The 20070-nt window shown below is 65.8% G+C and carries 14 protein-coding genes; 7 read left to right on the plus strand and 7 right to left on the minus strand.

Going from position 1 to position 20070, the window contains the following annotated elements; translation table 11 throughout:
- Positions 1–124: 124 nt before the first annotated feature.
- The 5 genes from BTN82_RS19675 to BTN82_RS19695 all read right to left on the minus strand — a co-directional run bounded on the left by BTN82_RS19675 (position 125) and on the right by BTN82_RS19695 (position 6843).
- Positions 125–529 (minus strand): response regulator, encoded by a 405-nt coding sequence (locus tag BTN82_RS19675; RefSeq protein WP_075120866.1) that lies wholly within the window; start codon positions 527–529, stop codon positions 125–127.
- A gap of 186 nt (positions 530–715) precedes the next feature.
- Entirely contained in the window at positions 716–1432 is a 717-nt protein-coding gene (locus BTN82_RS19680) for an MgtC/SapB family protein (protein WP_075120769.1), read from the minus strand.
- Between the two features lie 109 nt (positions 1433–1541).
- Positions 1542–4307: a magnesium-translocating P-type ATPase gene (gene mgtA, locus BTN82_RS19685; protein WP_075120770.1), complete on the minus strand. Its 2766-nt coding sequence runs from the start codon at positions 4305–4307 to the stop codon at positions 1542–1544.
- Positions 4308–4892: 585 nt separating this feature from the next.
- Positions 4893–6227 (minus strand): lysine N(6)-hydroxylase/L-ornithine N(5)-oxygenase family protein, encoded by a 1335-nt coding sequence (locus tag BTN82_RS19690; RefSeq protein WP_075120771.1) that lies wholly within the window; start codon positions 6225–6227, stop codon positions 4893–4895.
- A 133-nt stretch (positions 6228–6360) separates the two neighbouring features.
- Entirely contained in the window at positions 6361–6843 is a 483-nt protein-coding gene (locus BTN82_RS19695; RefSeq protein WP_075120772.1) for a sigma-70 family RNA polymerase sigma factor, read from the minus strand.
- Positions 6844–7175: 332 nt separating this feature from the next.
- Here BTN82_RS19695 and BTN82_RS19700 point away from each other — a divergent pair, with 332 nt between their 5' ends.
- Genes BTN82_RS19700 through BTN82_RS19710 form a run of 3 tightly spaced genes read left to right on the plus strand, consistent with a single transcriptional unit; the run spans position 7176 to position 11724 of the window.
- The gene (locus BTN82_RS19700; protein WP_075120773.1) at positions 7176–8348 is read left to right on the plus strand and encodes an efflux RND transporter periplasmic adaptor subunit; all 1173 of its coding nucleotides are present in this window, start codon (positions 7176–7178) and stop codon (positions 8346–8348) included.
- On the plus strand, positions 8349–10322 hold the full coding sequence (locus tag BTN82_RS19705; RefSeq protein ID WP_075120774.1) for a MacB family efflux pump subunit: 1974 nt from the start codon (positions 8349–8351) through the stop codon (positions 10320–10322).
- Positions 10323–10329: 7 nt separating this feature from the next.
- Positions 10330–11724 (plus strand): efflux transporter outer membrane subunit, encoded by a 1395-nt coding sequence (locus BTN82_RS19710; protein WP_075120775.1) that lies wholly within the window; start codon positions 10330–10332, stop codon positions 11722–11724.
- A 61-nt stretch (positions 11725–11785) separates the two neighbouring features.
- On the opposite strand, the gene BTN82_RS19715 is transcribed toward BTN82_RS19710, so the two are convergent.
- Entirely contained in the window at positions 11786–13408 is a 1623-nt protein-coding gene (locus BTN82_RS19715) for a twin-arginine translocation signal domain-containing protein (protein ID WP_075120776.1), read from the minus strand.
- Positions 13409–13616: 208 nt separating this feature from the next.
- Here BTN82_RS19715 and pvdM point away from each other — a divergent pair, with 208 nt between their 5' ends.
- Genes pvdM through BTN82_RS19730 form a run of 3 tightly spaced genes read left to right on the plus strand, consistent with a single transcriptional unit; the run spans position 13617 to position 17242 of the window.
- Positions 13617–14990 carry a pyoverdine-tailoring dipeptidase-like protein PvdM gene (pvdM, locus tag BTN82_RS19720; protein ID WP_075120777.1) on the plus strand — a complete coding sequence of 458 codons (1374 nt, stop codon included), beginning with the start codon at positions 13617–13619 and terminating at the stop codon, positions 14988–14990.
- A 21-nt stretch (positions 14991–15011) separates the two neighbouring features.
- A complete protein-coding gene (locus BTN82_RS19725) occupies positions 15012–16310 on the plus strand; it encodes an aminotransferase class V-fold PLP-dependent enzyme (protein ID WP_075120778.1) in 1299 nt (432 codons plus the stop codon).
- A 38-nt stretch (positions 16311–16348) separates the two neighbouring features.
- Positions 16349–17242: a formylglycine-generating enzyme family protein gene (locus BTN82_RS19730; RefSeq protein WP_075120779.1), complete on the plus strand. Its 894-nt coding sequence runs from the start codon at positions 16349–16351 to the stop codon at positions 17240–17242.
- Positions 17243–17295: 53 nt separating this feature from the next.
- Here the strand turns inward: BTN82_RS19730 and BTN82_RS19735 are convergent, their stop codons facing one another.
- On the minus strand, positions 17296–18147 hold the full coding sequence (locus tag BTN82_RS19735; RefSeq protein WP_075120780.1) for a formyltransferase family protein: 852 nt from the start codon (positions 18145–18147) through the stop codon (positions 17296–17298).
- A gap of 188 nt (positions 18148–18335) precedes the next feature.
- Here BTN82_RS19735 and BTN82_RS19740 point away from each other — a divergent pair, with 188 nt between their 5' ends.
- Positions 18336–19988, plus strand: coding sequence for a cyclic peptide export ABC transporter (locus tag BTN82_RS19740; RefSeq protein ID WP_075120781.1), 1653 nt, complete (start codon positions 18336–18338; stop codon positions 19986–19988).
- Positions 19989–20070 lie beyond the last annotated feature (82 nt).

A 20070-nucleotide genomic window follows, 5' to 3' on the forward strand; every position in this document is an offset into this window, starting at 1 on the left:
TCCAAGCCTATGGATGAAGGCTAGGACAGCGACCAGGGGTTTTCTTTAAGGTTTTTCTGAAACTACCGGGCCGCCAGTCGCCGCCACACGCTCGCCCGACGGGGCGTCAACGCAGGGCACGGCCCTAACCGCTGGGTTCCGGCGGGTCGATATGCGACATGAAGCGCTGGAGGCGCTGCGGCGTCGCCTTGCGCACCCAGAGCACCTGCTGCTGCGTCTCGATGCCCAGCAGCGCCGGCAACGCATGCTCGCAATGACCGCCGTAGATCATCGCGTGGCGAATCTGCGGGTTGTCCAGACAGAACACGCCGGCGTCCACCCCGGCCGCGAACGCCAGTTCGCCGCAGAGCAGCAACAGGTCGAAATTCTCGAAGGGTTCGCAGGAATAGTGAGTCAGGTTGACCAGCTCGCGAAACGACGACACCGACGCAATGCGCACATACCCCAGGCTATTCAGCAATCGCTCGATACGATCGCACTGATCCGGCGACGCATCGGCGATCAGGATTCTCAGATACTTGTTGGGCATGGGCACGACAGCCATCGGTGGACACCAGAAGCCCAACAGACTATCCGATGACCCTTGGCCCACTCTTTAGGATTATTCCCAAACCGACAGTGCAAATAGGCAATTTTCTCTGGGAAAAACCTAATGCGGTCCTAAGCCGATTCTCAGAAAGACACCTCGCACATAGCGGCCAGGCCGGCGCGCGGATCATTCGGTGGTGCTGGGGCTCCAGAACGCTTGCTCCACCAGCGCCGAGGCGGACAGGCGCACCACCAGGGCGTCGAGCTCGTCGCCGTCCACCGACGTGGTGGCCAGGGTGGCTTCGATTTCCACGTCGTCGTTGCCGAAGGCGTGGACGTCGATATCGCTGGCCGGGTAGTTGCAGCGCTCGAGCTCCGCTTCGAGCAGGGCGAACACGGCTTTCTGCTTCGAGCGATGGGCAATCACATAGACGATGTTCGTGACCTCGGCGGAGATCACGTCCAGCGGCTGGCGGTTGATGTTGTTGACGATCGGCCGCAGCAGGGTATTGGCCGCCAGCACGAACAGCGTGCCGAGCAGGGCTTCGAGGATCAGGTCGGCGCCGGCGCAGGCGCCCACCGCCGCCGAGGCCCAGAGGGTGGCCGCGGTGTTCAGGCCGCGCACATTGCCCTCCTCGCGCATGATCACCCCGGCGCCGAGGAAACCGATGCCGGACACCACGTAGGCGACCACCCGCACCGCGCCTTCGGCGCCACCGAGGCGGTTGGCCATGTCGACGAAGATCGCCGCGCCCACCGCCACCAGCACGTTGGTGCGCAGGCCCGCGGTGCGTTGCCGGTACTGGCGCTCGAAGCCGATCAGGCCGCCGAGGATAAAGGCCGCGCTGAGGCTGACCAGGGTGTCCACCAGGGAGGTCAGGTTGATGTTGTCGAGTGCTTGCATGATGGGGAAGGTTCCTCTTGAAGGCAGCGGCAAGCTATTAGCGGCAAGCTACAAGCCGATCGCCTCAAACTCGCAGCTTGCGGCTCGCCGCTTGAAGCTTATAGCTGCTTTATTGCCATCCAAAGCGCCGGATATAGAAACCTTTCACCGCCTGGGTCAGCGCCATGTACGCCACGAGGATCGCCGGCAGGAACACGAAGTACAGCGACGGCAGCGCCTGCAGCTTGAAGTAGTGCGCCAGCGGGCCCATGGGCAGGAAGATGCCGATGGCCATGATCAGCCCGGTCATCACCAGCAGCGGCGTGGCCGCGCGGCTTTGCAGGAACGGGATCTTCGGCGTGCGGATCATGTGCACGATCAGGGTCTGGGTCAGCAGCCCGACCACGAACCAGCCGGACTGGAACAGGGTCTGGTGGTCCGGGGTATTGGCGTCGAACACGTACCACATCAGGGCGAAGGTGCCGATGTCGAAGATCGAGCTGATCGGCCCGAAGAACAGCATGAAGCGCCCCACGTCCCCCGGCTGCCAGCGCTGCGGCCGGGCCAGCATCTCATCGTCGACGTTGTCGAACGGGATGGCGATCTGGGAAATGTCGTACAGCAGGTTCTGCACCAGCAGGTGCATCGGCAGCATCGGCAGGAACGGAATGAAGGCGCTGGCCACCAGCACCGAGAACACATTGCCGAAGTTCGAGCTGGCGGTCATCTTGATGTACTTGAGCATGTTGGCGAAGGTCCGCCGTCCCTCCAGCACGCCCTCCTCGAGCACCATCAGGCTTTTTTCCAGGAGGATGATGTCCGCCGCTTCCTTGGCGATATCCACCGCACTGTCCACCGAGATGCCGATGTCCGCGGTGCGCAGGGCCGGGGCGTCGTTGATGCCGTCGCCCATGAACCCGACCACGTGGCCGTTGCCCTTGAGCAGGCGGACGATGCGTTCCTTGTGTGCGGGGGTGAGCCGGGCGAAGACGTTGGCGGTCTCCACGGCCCGGGCCAGTTGCGTGTCGCTCATGCGCTCGATGTCGTTGCCCAGCAGCAGGCCCTGCTGTTCCAGGCCGACTTCGCGGCAGATCTTCGCGGTGACCAGCTCGTTGTCGCCGGTCAGCACCTTCACCGCCACGCCATGGGCGGCCAGGGCCTGCAAGGCCGGCGCGGTGCTGTCCTTGGGTGGGTCGAGGAAGGCCACGTAGCCGATCAGGGTCAGCTCCCGTTCGTCGGCCAGGCTGTAGCTGTCGCCGCCGCGCAGCATCGGCCGCGCGGCCACGGCCACCACCCGCAGGCCTTCGCCGTTGAACGCCGCGGTGACCTGGCGGATCCGCGCCAGCAGCTCGTCGCTCAGCGCCTCTTCGGCGTCGCCGTGGCGTACCCGGGTGCACACCGCCAGCACCTCTTCCACCGCGCCCTTGCAGATCAACAGGTGCGGGCGCTGTTTCTCGGCCACCACCACCGACATGCGCCGCCGGTTGAAGTCGAAAGGAATCTCGTCGACCTTCTGGAACGCGGTGCCGACCTTCAGTTCGCGGTGTACTTCGACGTGCTCCAGCACCGCCACGTCCAGCAGGTTCTTCAGGCCGGTCTGGTAGTAGCTGTTCAGGTAGGCCATTTCCAGCACGTCGTCGGACTCCTCCCCCCAGACATCCACATGCCGGGCGAGGAAGATCTTGTCCTGGGTCAGGGTGCCGGTCTTGTCGGTGCACAGGACGTCCATGGCGCCGAAGTTCTGGATCGCGTCCAGGCGCTTGACGATGACTTTCTTGCGCGACAGGAACACCGCGCCCTTGGCCAGGGTCGAGGTGACGATCATCGGCAGCATTTCCGGGGTCAGGCCCACGGCGATGGACAGCGCGAATAGCAGCGCCTCCATCCAGTCGCCCTTGGTGAAACCGTTGATGAACAGCACCAGCGGCGCCATGACGAACATGAAGCGGATCAGCAGCCAGCTGACCTTGTTCACGCCGTTCTGGAACGAGGTCGGCGCGCGGTCGGTGGCCCCGACCCTCTGGGCCAGGGCGCCGAAATAGGTGGAGTTGCCGGTGGTCAGGACCAGCGCGGTGGCCGCGCCGGAGACCACGTTGGTGCCCATGAACAGGATGTTGTCCAGCTCCAGCGGATTGAGGGTGTCGGCGTCCTGCTGGCGCGGGAATTTTTCCACCGGCATCGATTCGCCGGTCATCGCCGCCTGGCTGACGAACAGGTCCTTGGCGCTGAGCACCCGGCAGTCGGCGGGGATCATGTCGCCGGCCGACAGCTGGATCAGGTCGCCCGGCACCAGTTGCCGGATCGGCAGCTCCAGGCGCTGCAAGCCCGGGCTCGCCACGGCCTCGCCCTGCAACCGGGCGAACACCGACGGCGCGCTGTCGGCGACGTCGCGCCGCAGCACGGTGGCGGTGTTGCTGACCATCGCCTTGAGCGCGTCGGCGGCCTTGTTCGACTTGGCCTCCTGCCAGAAGCGCAGCAGGGTCGAGAGCACCACCATGGACAGGATCACCGTGGCCGCCTTCAGGTCTTCGGTCAGCCAGGAGATCAGCGCCAGCAGGCTGAGCAGCAAATTGAAGGGGTTCTTGTAGCAATGCCACAGGTGCGTCCACCACGGCAGCGGCTGTTCGTGCTCGACTTCGTTGAGGCCGTGCCGCTCGCGCAGGGCCTGGGCCTCGGCGTCGCTCAGGCCGTCGGTGTGGCTGCCAAGGCCTTCGAGCAGGCCGGCGGCGTCGCTGTTGGCCGCCGCCACCAGGGTGTGCGCCAGGCTGGGCGGCACGTCGCGGCTGACGCTGGCGTCGCTGAAGCTTTCCAGCAGGGCCAGGCGGCGAAAGTGCCGGGCGAAGTGCCGGGTCCGCAGGAAGCCGGCAAAAAACTCTTTGAGCAGGGTGAGGTTCATCGATATCCCCTAACGGTCGGCGCCGCAAGACTCGCAATCGGCCCTGGTCCGTCGGCCGCGCAGGCGCGGCCGTAGCGTGGCGACGCGGCACGAAGCCAGGCATCACCCGCTGTTGCAGTGTCGATGAGAGGGACATCGGGAACGGGCCGTGAAGGCCGCGGTCGGGAAGCCGCCGCTCGCTGTCGAGGCGAGACAACGGCACAAGAAGCGGGCGCGTTATCTGGCCGGGAAGGCGCCGGTCATCGCAACCGGCCGACTACTGTCACTCGAACAAGTACCCACTGAGGGTCTCCATGTGATGGAAAACGCGCGCAGCTTACGCCGCGGTTTTTGCAGAGTAAATCGGCGGCAAAGCGCCGGCGGGGGAATCGAAACCTTCTTCAGCGAAGGTTCAGGAAGGGGCCTGCGGACGAGGCCAAAAGGTAGGAAATACGGGGGTTGGCCTGCCCGTTTTTTCTGTAGGAGCGAGCTTGCTCGCGAGGCGTCCGATCAGCCGACAACGAATGCCAGCCCTGCCATTTTTTCGCGAGCAAGCTCGCTCCTACAGGATTACACGGACCCACCGACGCAGGGTGGGTCGCTCGATCAGCTGGCGGTGGCCAGCAGCAGGTCGCGCACCGAACGGCTGTGGCGGCCTTTGTCGTGTTCGTACAGCGAAGCGGCGATCTCCTCGGCGCGGATCGGCAGCACCGACAGCAGGGTGTCGCTCAGGCCGTGGCTGGCCTGGCTAAAGCCCTGGGTGTAGATGCCGGCCTTGCAGCGCTCGTCGGTGATGATCCGGTAGTTGCGATCGACCTCGAAGTCGCCCAGGTAAGCTTCCAGCGGCGCCAGCAGCGCGCGGTGGGTCTGGCGCTCGTAGCCGGTGGCGAGGATCACCGCGTCGTAGTGGCGGGTGCTCAACTCGCCGGTGGAGGTGTTGCGCAGCACCAGCTCGATGCCCTGGGCGGTGGCGGTGGCTTTCTCCACCGTGGTCAGGGTACGGAACACATGGCGCGCGACGCCGGAGACTTTCTGCCGGTAGAGAATGCCGTAGATGCGCTCGATCAGGTCGACGTCCACCACCGAATAGTTGGTGTTCTGGTATTCGTGGACCAGGCGCTCACGCTCGCCGCTCGGCTGCTGGAACACCAGGTCGGTGAAGGCCGGCGAGAACACTTCGTTGACGAACGGGCTGTCGTCGGCCGGCTTCAGGGCCGAGCCGCGGACCAGCATGTCCACCTGCACCGAAGGGAAGCTGTCGTTGAGGTCGATGAAGGCTTCCGCGGCGCTCTGCCCGCCGCCGACAATCGCCACGTTCATCGGCTTGCCGCCGCTGCACGGCTGGCTGGCCATGCGCTCCAGGTACTGGGCGTGATGGAACACCCGGCCGTCGTCCTTGAGCGCCTTGAAGGTCTCCGGGATCAGCGGCGTGCCGCCGGGGCTGACCACCACCGAACGGCTGGTACGCACGAACTCCTGGCCCTGGCTGTCGCGGGAAATCACCCGCAGCGCCTCGACCTGCTGGTTGTGCAGCACCGGCTCGATGCCCAGCACTTCTTCGCCGTAGCGGCTCTGCTCCTGGAAGTGCCCGGCGACCCAGCGCAGGTAATCGTTGAACTCCATGCGGCACGGATAGAAGGTGCCCAGGTTGATGAAGTCCACCAGGCGGCCGTGGTGCTTGAGGTAGTTGACGAAGGAATACGGGCTGGTCGGGTTGCGCAGGGTGACCAAGTCCTTGAGGAAGGAAATCTGCAGGTCGCTCTGGGCCACCAGCGTATTGCCGTGCCAGCGGTAGTCGGCCTGCTTGTCGAGAAACAGCACGTCCAGCGGACCCTGGCTCTGGCCACGCTCTTCCAGCGCGATAGCCAGCGCCAGGTTCGAGGGGCCGAAACCGATACCGATCAGGTCGTGAACGATGGTCGATGCAATTGCCTGTGTCATTTCCAGTGTCCTCTGGATAAGAGCCCCTCAACGCGGGGAGAAATCGACGGTGACCTGACCGGCCCATGACAAGGCAGCAGGTCGTCTGTTGAGTAGGAACGAGGACAATGAAAAGAAATTTAACAAAGAAGGATCAATGGGCGTCCCACTGCCGCACGCGCACCCGGCAATGTTTCATCGCGTTGACGATGTGCTTCTCCACCAGGCTGCGGGAAATCCCCAGGCGCTCGGCGATCTCCGGGTGGGACAGGCCTTCGAGCTTGCGCAGGAGGAAACTTTCCCGGCACAGCGTCGGCAGCTCGGCCAGCGCCCGTTGCAGCATGTCCAGGCGCTGGCCGTGGTCGATGCACGTATGTGGCGAGGGGCTGAAGAAGCGCTCTTCGTTGTCGAGCACCTCCAGGGATTCGACCTGGCGCAGGGCGTTGCGCCGATGGCCGTCGATCACCAGGTTCAGCGCCGTGCGATAAAGGAAGGCCCGCGGCTGCTCGATCGGCGTGTCGCTGGAACGTTCCAGCACCCGCACATAAGCGTCATGCACCACATCTTCGGCGACCTGCAGGTTGCCCAGCTTGGCGTTGAGGAAACACACCAGCTCGCGATAGTAGTTTTCCAACATGACTCCCGACCGCGACACGCGGCTTTTGTCCTTGAGCACGACCGACGACCGAGCCTGGGGCTGGCGCTTCGATGATGGCAGTTTAGAAGTGGCGTAATTTATAGTAATTCTCATATAGATTTAAAGTGCCGTGTCGATTCGCCGGGTTTATTTTCGTCGGCTATACCTTCCGCCGCAGCTGTAACGCCATGTGTCCCGGCTTAAATTCCCCCCGACGCCTCTCGTCTACCTGACAGCTCCCCGTATCTGTCGCTCTGCCGACAGCCTCCAGCCATGCCACGCCTCCCGGGGCGGCCGGACGACGGGTCGATTTCCATTGGCCGGAACCCTGCATGAAACGTCCCCGTCATTCCCGACGCGCCCTGCTTGTCACCCTGTGTCTGATTCCTGTCGTTGCCATCGCCGCCTGGCAGATCCTGCCGCCAGGGCGCGACCAGTTCGCCACCGTGCAGGTCAGCCGCGGCACCATCGAAAGCAACGTGACCGCCCTGGGCACCCTGCAACCGCGGCGTTATGTCGACGTCGGCGCCCAGGCCTCCGGGCAGATCCGCAAGATCCACGTCGAATCCGGCGATGCGGTCAAGGAAGGCCAGCTGCTGGTGGAAATCGACCCCGCCACCCAGCAGGCCAAGCTCGACGCCAGCCGTTTCGCCATCGAGAACCTGCAGGCCCAGTTGCAGGAGCAGCGGGCCCAGAACGAACTGGCCCGGCAGAAGTACCAGCGCCAGCAGAACCTCGCCGCCGGCGGCGCGACCCGCGACGAAGACGTGCAGACCGCACGCGCCGAACTCAAGGCCACCCAGGCGCGGATCGACATGTTCCAGGCGCAGATCCGCCAGGCCCAGGCCAGCCTGCGCAGCGACCAGGCGGAACTGGGCTATACGCGCATCTATGCGCCGATGTCCGGCACCGTGGTCGCGGTGGACGCCCGCGAAGGCCAGACCCTCAACGCCCAGCAGCAGACGCCGCTGATCCTGCGTATCGCCCGGCTGTCGCCGATGACCGTCTGGGCCGAGGTGTCCGAAGCCGACATCGGCCACGTCAAGCCGGGCATGAGCGCCTACTTCACCACCCTGAGCGGCGGCAACCGGCGCTGGACCAGCACCGTGCGGCAGATCCTGCCGATCCCGCCCAAGCCGCTCAACGAAACCAGCCAGGGCAGCGGCAGCCCCAACAGTTCGAGCAAGAGCGGCAGCGGCCGGGTGGTGCTCTACACCGTGCTGCTGGATGTGGATAACGCCGACAACGCGCTGATGGCCGAGATGACCACCCAGGTATTTTTTGTCTCAGAACGCGCGCAAGACACCCTCACCGCGCCGATTGCCGCGCTGCAGGGCAGCACCGACGAAGGCGTGCAACTGGCGCGGGTGGTGGCCAAGAACGGCTCGATCGAGGAGCGCAAGGTCCGGGTCGGCATCAGCGACCGCCTGCGCATCCAGGTCCTGGAGGGCCTCGCCGAAGGCGAGCACCTGCTGATCGGCCCGACCGAAAGCAGCGGGGGCTGAATGCAGACTCCGCTGATCGATCTCAAGGGCATCCGCAAATCCTACGGCGGCGGCGACACCCCGCAAGTGGATGTGTTGCGGGGTATCGACCTGTCGATCCACGCCGGCGAATTCGTCGCCATCGTCGGCGCCTCCGGCTCCGGCAAGTCGACGCTGATGAACATCCTCGGCTGCCTCGACCGCCCGACCTCGGGCGACTACCTGTTCGCCGGGGAAAACGTCGCCCAGCTCGACAGCGACGAACTGGCCTGGCTGCGCCGCGAAGCCTTCGGCTTCGTGTTCCAGGGCTACCACCTGATTCCCTCGGGCTCGGCCCAGGAAAACGTCGAGATGCCGGCGATCTACGCCGGCACCCCGGCGGCCGAGCGCCACGCCCGCGCCGCCGCCCTGCTCGACCGCCTGGGCCTGGCCAGCCGCACCGGCAACCGCCCGCACCAATTGTCCGGCGGCCAGCAGCAACGGGTATCGATCGCCCGCGCGCTGATGAACGGCGGGCACATCATCCTCGCCGACGAACCCACCGGCGCCCTCGACAGCCACAGCGGCGCCGAGGTCATGACCCTGCTCGACGAACTGGCCAGCCAGGGCCACGTGGTGATCCTCATCACCCACGACCGCGAAGTCGCGGCCCGGGCCAAGCGCATCATCGAAATCCGCGACGGCGAGATCATCAGCGACACCGCCGACGAACACCCCGAAGTCCAGGCCAGCGCCAACAGCGGCGCCCTGCAAGCGGTGGACCTGCGCCAGCGCCTGGCCGAGGGCAGCGAACACAACGGCGCCTGGAAAGGCGAACTGGTGGACGCCGTGCAAGCGGCCTGGCGGGTGATGTGGATCAACCGCTTCCGCACCGCCCTGACCCTGCTGGGGATCGTCATCGGCGTCGCCTCGGTGGTGGTCATGCTGGCGGTGGGCGAAGGCAGCAAGCGCCAGGTCATGGCGCAGATGGGCGCCTTCGGCTCGAACATCATTTACCTGAGCGGCTACTCGCCCAACCCGCGCACGCCCGAGGGCATCGTCACCCTCGACGACGTCGCGGCCCTGGCCAACCTGCCCCAGGTGAAACGCATCATGCCGGTCAACGGCGCGGAGGCCGGGGTGCGCTTCGGCAACGCCGACTACATGAGCTATGTGGGCGGCAACGACACCAACTTCCCGGCAATCTTCAACTGGCCCGTGGCCCAGGGCAGCTATTTCAGCGAAGCCGACGAACGCTCGGCGGCCGCGGTGGCGGTGATCGGCCACAAGGTCCGGGAAAAACTCCTCAAGGACGTGGCCAACCCCATTGGCCAGTACATCCTGATCGAGAACGTGCCGTTCCAGGTGGTCGGCGTGCTTTCGGAGAAAGGCGCCAGTTCCGGCGACAGCGACAGCGACGACCGCATCGCCGTGCCCTACTCCGCCGCCAGCATCCGCCTGTTCGGCGACCACAACCCGCAGTACGTGGCGATTGCCGCCGCCGATGCCAGCCGGGTCAAGCAGACCGAACGCGAGATCGACGAACTGATGCTGCGCATGCACGGCGGCAAGCGCGACTTCGAACTGACCAACAACGCGGCGATGATCCAGGCCGAGGCCCGCACCCAGAACACCCTGTCGCTGATGCTCGGCGCCATCGCCGCGATCTCGCTGCTGGTGGGCGGCATCGGGGTGATGAACATCATGCTCATGACCGTGCGCGAACGCACCCGCGAGATCGGCATCCGCATGGCCACCGGCGCCCGCCAGCGCGACATCCTGCGCCAGTTCCTCACCGAGGCGGTGATGCTCTCGGTGGTCGGCGGCCTGACCGGCATCGCCCTGGCGCTGATCATCGGCGGCGTGCTGATGCTCAGCAAAGTGGCCGTGGCCTTCTCCCTGGCGGCGATCCTCGGCGCCTTCGCCTGCGCCCTGGTCACCGGCGTCATCTTCGGCTTCATGCCGGCCCGCAAAGCCGCCCTACTCGACCCGGTCACGGCCCTTACCAGTGAATGATCGACCTATGAAAGCGCACCTGACCCTTATCGCCGCCAGCCTGATACTGGCCGCCTGCAGCAGCCCGGCGCCGCGCCCGGACAGCGGCCTGCAAGCCCCGGCGGCCTGGCATTCCGCCGAGCGCCTGGCCCAGCGCCAGCAAGACCCGCGCTGGTGGCTGCAATTCGGCAGCCCGGAACTCGACCGCCTGATCGCCGAAGCCCGCGCCGGCAGCCACGACCTGGCGGCAGCCATGGCCCGGGTCCGCCAGGCCCAGGCCAGCGCCGTCATCGCCGGCGCGCCGCTGCTGCCCGCCGTCACCGGCACCTTCAACGCCAACCGCCAGACACTCCTGCGCGGCAGCGGCTACAGCCAGCTGGATGCCGACAGCAGCAACAAGACCGTGGACTCTTTCGACGTCGGCCTGAGCGCCACCTACGAAGTCGATTTCTGGGGCGGCCGGCGCGCCGCCCGGGACAGCGCCCTGCTGGGCGTCCAGGCCAGCGAATTCGACCAGGCCACCGTGGAGCTGACCCTGCTCAGCGGCGTGGCCAACAGTTACGCCCAGGTGTTGTCGCTCAGGGAGCAAAGCCGGATTGCCGAGCTCAACCTGGCCAATGCCCGCAATGTGCTGCAATTGGTGCAGACCCGCTACGACTCGGGCTCGGCCACTGCCCTGGAACTGGCCCAGCAGAAAAGCCTGGTGGCGGCCCAGCAACGCCAGGTGCCGCTGGTTCGCCAGCAAGCCGAAGAAGCCCTGATCACCCTTGCCGCCCTCCTCGGCCGGCCGGTGCAGAGCCTGGCCCTGGGCGACCAGCCCTTCGCCCGGTTGAACTGGCCGAGCATCGACGCCGGAGTGCCCAGCGACCTGCTGGCCCGCCGTCCCGATATCGCCAGCGCCGAAGCCCGATTGGCGGCGGCCCAGGCCGATGTCCGCGTGGCCCGGGCGGCGATGCTGCCCACCGTGACCCTGACCGCCAACCTGAGCTCGGGCGCCGCCAAGTTCGACGACATACTGCGCAGCCCCTTCTACAACCTCACCAGCGGCCTGGTGGCGCCGATCTTCAACAACGGCCGCCTGAGCGCCGAGCGCGACCGCGCCACGGCCCGCCAGGAGGAACTGCTGGAAAGCTACCGCGGCGCGATCGTCAATGGCTTCGCCGATGTGGAAAAGGCCCTCAACAGCATTCGCGGCCTGGACCAGCAGCGACAATGGCAAGGCGAAGAACTGAACCAGGCGCAGCGGGCGTTCGAGATCGCCCAGAGCCGCTACCAGGCCGGGGCCGAAGACCTGCTGACGGTACTGGAAACCCAGCGCACGCTGTACGCCGCCCAGGACCAGAACGTGCAGTTGCGGCTGTCCAGGGTGCAATCGAGCATTGCCCTGTACAAAGCCCTGGGCGGCGGTTGGAAGACCCTCTAGGGCATACCCCGGACCACGCGGCGCGGGCGCTTCGACAAGCCCCGCGCCCGCATCGCAAGCCTCAGAGTTTCAGGTGCTGGGCGTACCACGGACGCCGCGGCGCCCGCTTGAGCAGCTCCGGCACCTCCTCGTCGCGGCTCAGGGCGATGCGCAAGGCCAGCTTCATGACCTCCTGATCCATCTCCAGCGACATCTCGCCGGGGGCGTTGCCCAGCGGCCCGCAACCGTGGGTCGAAGCCCCCAGCCACGGATCGTCGACCTCCACCCAACGCCCGGGCGCGAACCAGGGCACGCCGTTGACCTCGCGCCGCAAGACCTCGCCGGGGTGATAACGCTCGTGGGCGCGAAACCAGTCGTCGATGCGGTCGTCGATCCAGCCGTGGAACTTCCAGAACATCGGATGCACATGGGACGAGAACGGGTCGCCGAGAAAGTCGTTCTGCGCCAGGTACCAGCGCCCGGCGAAATCCGAGGACACCCGCGCCTCCATGACCGGCATGCCGTTGGCCGGGTCCCGGGACACGTCGGCCCAGCGCATGTGCAGCCAGTCGTGCAGGCCCAGCTCGACCTCCGAACCGAACTGCCCGAGGGTCAGGCGGCTGAGGTATTCGGGGTCCCGGTACTGCGACTCCCAGACCTGGAAGTTGCCATAGAAGGCCGCGTCGCTTTTCAAGCCATGCAACCACTGGGTGAACTCTTCATCGTCGTCGGCCACCCAGGCCGGCGGCACCGAGCAGCCGTCGTGGTTTTCGTAGTAGCGGATAAAGGCCTGGCGGTCCTGCTCGAGGCGCGGGGACGGCAAGGGAATCTGCTGCCACGACGCCAGGTCCGGCTGCAACGAACGGGCATGCAGCAGCATGTGCCGGTGCATGAAGAAAAAATCGATGCCCGAGGCGTTGCGATGCTTGCGCCGCCCACGGGCATCGCGCTCGTGCTTGAGCGGCCCCGGCTGCCAGCCGAGCCCGCGCAAACTGTTGCGTTTGTCCTTGGGCAAGGAGTGCCAGCGATCCCGGGAGGCGTGCCAGAGCTGGTGGAACAGCCGGTGCTGCGGGGACACCAGCCAGGCCAGCAATTCAGGGCTCAGCCCGGTCTGCTCGCGGGCCGCGGGAAAAGCCCGCTTGCGCGCCACGAACGCCACGGCGGACACCGGCGCCAGCGGCGAGACTTGCAACGGCTGCAGGCTGCCGCTGAGGGTGCCACTGCCGGCATTGCCCCAGTTCGCCCAGACCTCGTCGAGCACCACCTGGCACTCGTGGCTCGGCGCGCCGTCGAGCCGGCCGCCGGCAAACAGCCGCCAGCGCACCTTCGCGGCGTTCGCCTGGGCCAGGTCGCCCTGCACCAGAAACTCCACCGGGCCGTCGCCGCGCAGGCTTTGCGGGCGCCCGAGACAGCCGCGCAGGCCACGCCCGGTCGGGCCGGCGTCGAGCAGCAGCTCGCAGCCGCGCCGCGGCAGCGGTGCCCCGGCCCCCAGGAACTCGATGTCCCAGATGCCCCGCAGGTGATCGGCCAGGCGTACGCCCGGGTCCAGGGCCACTTCCAGCTTGGCTTCCCCCGGGGTGACTTCCAGCTCTTCCTGACGGCGAACATCCTGGCGCTGCAATGCCTTCTGGGTGTAGAGCGCCACAGGAATAGCCGCTCCCGTCACCGCCAGACCGGTCAAAAATCCTCTTCTCGAAAACCTCATCGCTCTACCTTTATCCAGTGGCGCGCCACGCATCTAGCTAGAACGTTGGATTTGCAAGGAAATTTACCGGCCAGACGCTCCCGGGCCGCTAAATTTGCCGCCGACCCGCTCGTCTATCGCGGATAGATGTACACAAAAAGGTCAGACCGGAATGCCCTGCGCCTCCCGGCCCGGCCCCGTCATCAGCCCGCCTGCGACTGGGATAGCAATGATCAAAATATCTGGTAAGAAAACCCTCTATCTGAGCCTGCTGGTCCTGGCGGTCGCGGCTCTCGGTGTCGGTGCCGGCGCCGCCTGGCACTACTACTGGAAAGACCGGGTGTCTTACCCCAACGACATCGTCAAGCACGCCAACGATCTCCAGGAACGCATCATCTCCTTCGACAGCCACATCACCGTGCCCCTGGATTTCGGCACCGAAGGCACCGAAGCGGACAAGGACACCCATCGCCAGTTCGACCTGGTCAAGGCCGGTCGCGGCAGAATGTCCGGCGCCGCCCTGAGCATTCTCGCCTGGCCGGAAATGTGGAACGGCCCCAACGCCCCGCACCGCCCCACCGCCGGCTTCGTCGAAGAGGCCCGCCACCAGCGGGAAACCCGCTACCGGATCATCCAGGGCATGGTGCGCGACTTCCCCAACCAGGCAGCCATCGCCTACACCCCCGCCGACCTGCGTCGCATCGCTTCCGAAGGCAAGCTGGCGGTGGTGATCAGCCTGCTCAACGCCTACGCCATGGGCGACGACCTCAACCAGCTGGACCAATGGGCCGCGCGCGGCATGCGCCTGTTCGGCTTCAGCTACGTGGGCAACAACGACTGGGCCGACTCCTCGCGCCCACTGCCGTTCTTCAACGACACGCGGGACGCCCTCGGCGGCCTGTCGCCGATCGGCAAGCAGGCCGTGCAGCGGCTCAACGACCTGGGGGTGGTGATCGACGTCTCGCAGATGTCCAGCAAGGCCCTGGACGATGTCGCCGCCCTGACCCGGGCGCCGGTGGTGGCCTCGCACTCCGCGCCGCGGGCGCTGGTTGATATCCCGCGCAACCTGAGCGACAAGGAACTGCAAATCATCAAGACCACCGGCGGGGTGGTCCAGGTCGTGGGCTTCTCCACTTACCTGCGCCCCCTCAGCCAGCCGACCCTGGACAAGCTCAACGCCTTGCGCCAGCGCTTCGACCTGGGCCCGCTGCAAGGCCTGGAAAACGCCCTGATGCCGGGCGACGCGGTCATCACCATCTGGCCGGAGCAGCGCTTCGGCGAATACGCCAGCTCCCTGTACGGCATCCTCGACGAAGAGCCCAAGGCCAGCCTCAAGGACTATGTCGACGCCATCGACTACACGGTGAAGAAAATCGGCATCGATCACGTCGGCATCAGCTCTGACTTCAACGAGGGCGGCGGCGTCACCGGCTGGATGAACGTGGCGGACAACCGCAACGTCACCGCCGAGCTGATCCAGCGCGGCTACACCGACATCGAGATCGCCAAACTCTGGGGCGAAAACTATCTGCGCGTCTGGGAACAGGCGCAGAAACTCGCCAAGCCTGCCAAACCCGCCGTCCAGCCTGACATTGCCGGCTGAACCATGACCACGAGAATCCCTGTGACCAATCGTCGGACCTTCCTCAAGCACGCGGGCCTGCTGGCCGCCGCCCTGCCCCTGGGCAACCTCGCCGTCGGCCCGGCCCGGGCCGCCGCCACGCCGGTCGCCGGCAACTCGCAGTGGGCCCAGTTGCGCCAGCTGTTCGACCTCGACCCGAACTACGTGCACCTGTCCAACTTCCTCATCACCTCGCACCCCAGGCCCGTGCGCGAAGCCATCGAAAAGTACCGCGCGGTACTGGACAGCAACCCGGCCCTGGCCATGGACTACGACACCCAGTACACCTGGAAGCGCGAAGCCCAGGTGCGCGAAAGCGTCGGCCGCTACCTGCAGATCAAGCCCGCCCAGGTGGCCCTGACCGGCAGCACCACCGAAGGCCTGGCGCTGATGTACGGGGGCATTCACGTGCGCCCCGAGCAAGAGATCCTGACCACGGTGCACGAGCACTACTCGACCCGTAACGCCCTCAAGTACCGCACCGAGCGCGACGGCACCCAGGTGCGCGGCATCGAGCTGTTCAAGTCGGCCCACCGGATGTCCACCGACGAAGTACTGGGCAACATCGAGCGCAATATCCGTCCCAACACCCGCGTCCTGGGCATGACCTGGGTGCAGTCGGGCAGCGGCGTGAAGCTGCCGATCGGCGAGATCGGCAAACTGGTGGACCGGCACAACCGCAACCGCGACGAGCGCGACCGCATTCTCTACTGCGTCGACGGCGTGCACGGCCTGGGGGTGGAAGACATCACCTTCGCCGACCTCAATTGCGACTTCTTCGTCGCCGGCACCCACAAATGGATGTTCGGCCCACGGGGCACCGGGATCTTCTGCTCGCGCTCGGAAAAGCTCGAACACCTGACGCCGATGGTGGCGACCTTTTCCGAGAATCAGGACTTCGCCACCACCATGAGCCCCGGCGGCTACCACAGCTTCGAGCATCGCTGGGCCGTGGACCAGGCCTTCGAGCTGCACATGCGGCTGGGCAAGGCCAATATCCAGTCGCGCATCCACCAACTCAACAGCTACCTCAAGCAGCGCTTGCAGGAACTCCCGGGCATCGAGCTGGTGACGCCCCTGAGCCCGGAGCATTCCGCCGGCTTCACCTTCTTCCGCGGCCAGGGCCTGGACACCGACGCCACCGCCGCCTGGCTGATCGAGAACCGCATCCTGGTGGACGCGGTGGACCGCGATGCGGGACCGGTGGTGCGCATGGCGCCCGGCGTGCTCAACGATGAGGCGGATCTCGACCGCGCCCTGGACCTGCTGGGCAAGCGCCTGCGCACCGGCAAGGCCACCTGACCCTCCTTTTTTCGTCCATTGCACAAGGTTATTTATCGATGAAACCTGTCGCCTGTTCCTCCCTGGCCGCGCTGTTCGGCTGCCTGATCAGCATCAATGCCCAGGCGGTCGAACCGCCCAAGCCGGGCAGCGTGTTCAAGGACTGCAAGAACTGCCCGGAAATGGTCGTGCTGCCCGCCGGCAGCTTCGTCATGGGCTCCCCCGAAGGCGAGGTCGGCAGAGAACCCGATGAAGGTCCGCTGCATACCGTGACCTTCAGCAAGCCCTTCGCTATCAGCCGCTTCCATGTGACCGCCGGCGAGCTGGACGCCTATATCCGCGAGACCGGCACCGTGATCAAGGACGGCGACGACCGCCCCGGCCGCCTGTGCCAGGCCAGCAAGCCGCGTTATGAACAAGGCCCGCGCCAGCCCGCGGTCTGCGTCGACTATTTCGAGGTCCGGGACTATGCGAAGTGGCTGTCGAAGAAGACCGGCCAGCACTACCGGATGATCAGCGAAGCGGAACGCGAGTACGCCGCGCGCGCCGGCAGCACCGGCTCCTTCCCCTTCCCGTTCGACGAGGAAGGCCAGTACCAGATCAGCAAGCACGCCAACACCTACGGCCCCAAGGACGGCTACAGCTACAGCTCCCCGGTGGGCAGCTATCCGCCTAACGCCTTCGGTATGTACGACATGCACGGCAATGTGTATGAGTGGGTCGCCGACTGCTGGCACCCCGACTATGTCGGCGCGCCCACCGACGGCAGCGCCTGGATGGAAGACTCGGGCGGCGTGTGCCTCGACGCGCAGATTCGCGGCAACGACTGGGGCGAGGCTCCGGTGTTCTCCCGCTCGGGCAACCGCAACAGCCGCAAGCGCGAGGTTCGCGGCGACTTCCTCGGCTTTCGCGTAGCCCGCGAACTGGAACAGCCTGGCACCGGCCGCCCGTAAGCGGCCGATCGACGGCGCTCAAGCGCGATAGCCGCGCTTGAGCGCCGCGGGCCTCAGGCCTCGGCCCGGGACGCGCCAGCCGGCTGTTCGGCCAGCAATGCCAGGCCTTCGTGCAAGGCCGGGAACAGGCTGTTGTTGAAGTTATTCCAGCGCAGTTCGAGGATGGTGTCCTCGGGCGCGATCTCGGTATTGAGCACGTCGTGGAACACCTCGCCGGAATCGATGCCGTTGTCCACGTAGTGGAACGAGGCGCCGGTCTTGTACAGCGGCTCGACCGGCTCGGTTTCCCGGGTAGCCCAGTCCACCACCTTCTGCCCGCGGGCACCGTACAAGGCATTCCAGGTGGCGTAGGCGCCGCGACGCTCGTAAGGCGACTCGAGGCGGGTGATGCCCGGATGGATGTTCATGATCCGCCGCGCGAACGGCGCGCCCGGGCGCACCAGCTCGTCGAGGATCACCAGCAGGCCGTCGAGCACCACGATATCGGCCTTCAATTCCACCAGGGTCTCGTGCAGGCGGCGTTCGAAATCCTGCTTGCCGGCGATGTGCTCGGCGCTGCCGCGCGGATGGCGGCGGTAGGTGGACGGCACGCTGAGCAACAGGTCGTTGACCAGGCGCCCCTGGACCCGCAGGTCCGCCGGGTACAGCCATTGCCGGCCGGGCTGGTAGGCGAAACCGTAATCCTTGACCAACTGCTGGTCGCGCGGCGATTGCTCGTCGTCGTCGTACACCACGCCGACCAGGTTGTAGGCCTCGCCCAGCGGCGTCTGTTCGAGCGACTCCACCAGGAACTCCAGCACCGACTTCATGTAGCGTTCGTGATCCTTGTAGGCCACCGGCTGCCCCGCCTTGTCGGCCGCCGCGTTCCTCAGGGACCAGACATACACCAGATTCTTTTTCGTCATCTCAATCGCTCTCGCTGAATGGGCCAGGCACGGCGTCGTTACGCGTGCACCTCCAGAACAAGAACGAATCAGCCGGCGCGCAATTTATCCGCGCCCGCCGCCGCGCTAAATACTCTCGCCAACGGTTCGTCTGTCAATGAGTACGGGTCTTTCTGCCTCGACCCATCCTTCACTGCCGGGAACCCCTTATGACCGACCCCAAGCGCGGAGCCTTTCACGGACTGCTCGCCCTGCTCAGACCCTTTCGTACCACTGTGGTGATTTCCGTTGCCCTGGGCATGCTCGGCGGCCTGGCCATCACCCTGTTGCTGGCCACTATCAACAACGCCCTGCACTCGGCCACCGGCATGACCCAGGGTGTGGTCCTGACCTTCGCCGCCCTGTGCCTGCTGGCCCTGACCAGCTCGATCGTCTCGGATATCGGCACCAACTACGTGGGCCAGCGGATCATCGCCGCGCTGCGCAAGGACCTGGGGGAGAAAGTGCTGTCGGCGCCCATCACCCAGATCGAACGCTACCGCTCCCACCGCCTGATCCCGGTACTGACCCACGACGTCGACACCATCAGCGACTTTTCCTTCGCCTTCACCCCGTTGGCCATCGCCGCCACCGTCACCCTGGGTTGCCTGGGCTACCTGGCGTACCTGTCGGTGCCGATGTTCCTGATGATGGTGGTCGCCATCGTCATCGGCATCAGCGTGCAGTACGTGGCGGGCGGCAAGGGGATCCGCGGCTTCGACCTGGCCCGCGACCAGGAAGACGAGTTGCAGCGCTACTACAACGCGATTGCCTCCGGCGCCAAGGAGCTGCGCATGCACCGCCCGCGCCGCTACCGGATGAACACCCACCGCATCCAGGAAACCGCGGACCGCATCGCCTCGATCCAGGTGCGCTCGGTGAACATCTATATCCTGGCCAAGACCTTCGGCTCGATGCTGTTCTTCGTGGTCATCGGCCTGGCCCTGGCCATGCAGGCCTACAACCCCAACCCGGACCCGACCGTGATCACCGGTTTCGTGCTGGTGCTGCTGTACATGAAAGGCCCGCTGGAAAACCTGGTGTCCTACCTGCCGGTGGTGGGCAAGGCGAAGATCGCCTTCGGCCGCATCAGCGAGTTGTCCGAGCGTTTCTCTTCCCCCGAACCCCATCTGCTGCTGGACGATACCGAAGCGCCGAAACCGGTGGTGCACAGCCTCGAACTGCGCGGCGTGAGCTACAGCCCGCCCGCGGTGGAAGGCAGCGAACCGTTCCACCTGGGGCCGATCAACCTGGACATCAAGCAGGGCGACATCGTCTTCATCGTCGGCGAGAACGGCTGCGGCAAGACCACCCTGATCAAGCTGCTGCTGGGGCTGTACCAACCCCAGGCCGGGGAAATACGCCTGAACGGCGAGGCCGTGACCGACCCGACCCGCGACGACTACCGCCAACTGTTCACCACCGTGTTCGCCGACTACTACCTGTTCGACGACCTGGTCCAGGGCAGCGGCGGCCAGTCACTGGACAGCGCCAGCCAATACCTGGACCGCCTGGAAATCGCCCACAAGGTCAGCGTCAAGGACGGCGCCTTCACCACCACCGACCTGTCCACCGGCCAGCGCAAGCGCCTGGCCCTGGTCAATGCCTGGCTGGAAGAGCGCCCGGTGCTGGTGTTCGACGAATGGGCGGCGGACCAGGACCCGGCCTTCCGGCGGATTTTCTACACCGAGCTGCTGCCGGACCTCAAGCGCCTGGGCAAGACCATCATCGTCATCAGCCACGACGATCGCTACTTCGATATCGCCGACCAACTGGTGCGGATGAAGGCCGGGAAAGTCATGACCGATCTGCAACCGGCGTGATTGTTTCCGGTTTATGGCCACTGGTGCGTCATACAGACAGAACTGAGAATTACTAGCATTAACAATCATTACATCTGCCGGA

The organism is Pseudomonas chlororaphis (assembly GCF_001921865.1).
Taxonomy (GTDB): domain Bacteria; phylum Pseudomonadota; class Gammaproteobacteria; order Pseudomonadales; family Pseudomonadaceae; genus Aquipseudomonas; species Aquipseudomonas chlororaphis_D.